This is a genomic window from Gordonia sp. DT219 (genome assembly GCF_049847065.1).
Lineage (GTDB): Bacteria > Actinomycetota > Actinomycetes > Mycobacteriales > Mycobacteriaceae > Gordonia.
Genome location: NZ_JBNCNR010000057.1, coordinates 1 through 1,401 on the forward strand (window position 1 = coordinate 1; position 1,401 = coordinate 1,401).

Below are 1,401 nucleotides of genomic sequence, written 5' to 3' on the forward strand. Positions count from 1 at the left end.
GAGGCGTTGCCGGTGTTTTGGCAGGGGCCGGTGTGTGGTGATGAGCATGTGGCGGAGTTTGGTGGTGTGGTGCCGGAGGTGTTGTTCAAGTTGTGGCGGCGGGTGGGGTTTTCGGGGTTTTTGGATGGTGCGATGTGGTTGGTGGATCCGTTGGAGTGGGCGGCTGCGTCGGAGGAGATGTTGCGGGGTGTGAGGGTGTCGTTTTTGGAGCCGGGTTCGTTGTTGGTGCCGGTGGCGCGGAGTGCGTTTGGGGAGGTGTGGTTTTGGAGTGCGGGGTGTGGGGTGTGTTTGTCGTTGCGCCCGGCCGATGGTACTCAATGGGAGGATCTTATGGAGTCGGCGCGGACGCGGCCGGAGGTGGCGACTTTCTCATGGTTTGCCACGATGGGAGTAGATGAGATGAATCTGTGGGATCGGCATGGTGATGGGTTGTTTGAGCAGGCGTTGGCGGCGTATGGGCCGGTGGGGCCGGATGAGTGTTATGGGTTTGTGCCGTCGATTCTGTTGGGTGGTCCGGCGGAGGTAAGCCATATTCAGAAGGTGAAGGTGCGTGAGCATTTGTTTGTGTTGGATAAGATTCGTCGGGGTGAGTTCACGGCGGAGGTGGGTCCTCGAGCGACGGAGACATCGACTGTCTCCGAGCTTGGTAGCGGCGGTGACGGATCGTCTGCTGCGATCGCCGATGTGGAGTCAAGGATTGTCGCTCTGATCGCTGACCTGGCCTCTGCGGAGGGAGGGCAGTCGTGGGTGGCTGCGGTTGGCACCTCGGTGAAGGATTCGCAGGGCCTATACGCCCATGCGGTTGCGTTGTACACACCGACGGGAGCGCGAAGGATAGTGTTGTTAGTTCATGAGGAACTCAATCGGCGATTGTGGCAAATGACCGGAGAGTTGGCAGAGTTGCAGGGGTGGCGATGGGAGGGATTGAAGGTGACGGTGTTTTCTGGCGGGCGGTCTGAGATAGTGTATTCGTACGATCCGGTTGAGGCGATGGGGTGGACATCGGAAATAGAGGGCGGTGTGACGCGTGCAGAGTTGCCGAATGTCTTGCGTCCGCGCGGGTTATAAGACCGGGTGGTTCCCGATCCATCCCCTATGATATATCGCCCACCCGATATTGGTCATTCAGAGGCGATCGTCATTAGCTTGGGTACGGGGATTTCGGAGCTAGATAAGGGACGTAAGGGTCCCGGCGGCGCCGATCGACTATTGGGATTCACAGATGCGATTAGTGACATGTTCGCGGGCGCAAGAAGCCCACATAACGAGGTGGCCTATGCGAGGATGCCGTCTTCGGTCGAACACGGTGGACCGTCGTCTTCTTGTCTGATCAGAAGGAGGTTCGGTATGGCGCCGCGGGATTTGGATGAGTTGGTGGACTGGTTTGCGCGGACGAAACCG

General features: G+C 58.9%; 1 protein-coding gene. It reads left to right on the forward strand.

Annotated features, from left to right (window positions below; all coding sequences use genetic code 11):
* Window positions 1-1,068 (forward strand): GAD-like domain-containing protein (locus ACPXB3_RS22365; protein WP_425707106.1); only part of this gene is annotated, 1,068 nt, incomplete at its 5' end.
* Window positions 1,069-1,401: the final 333 nt, after the last annotated feature.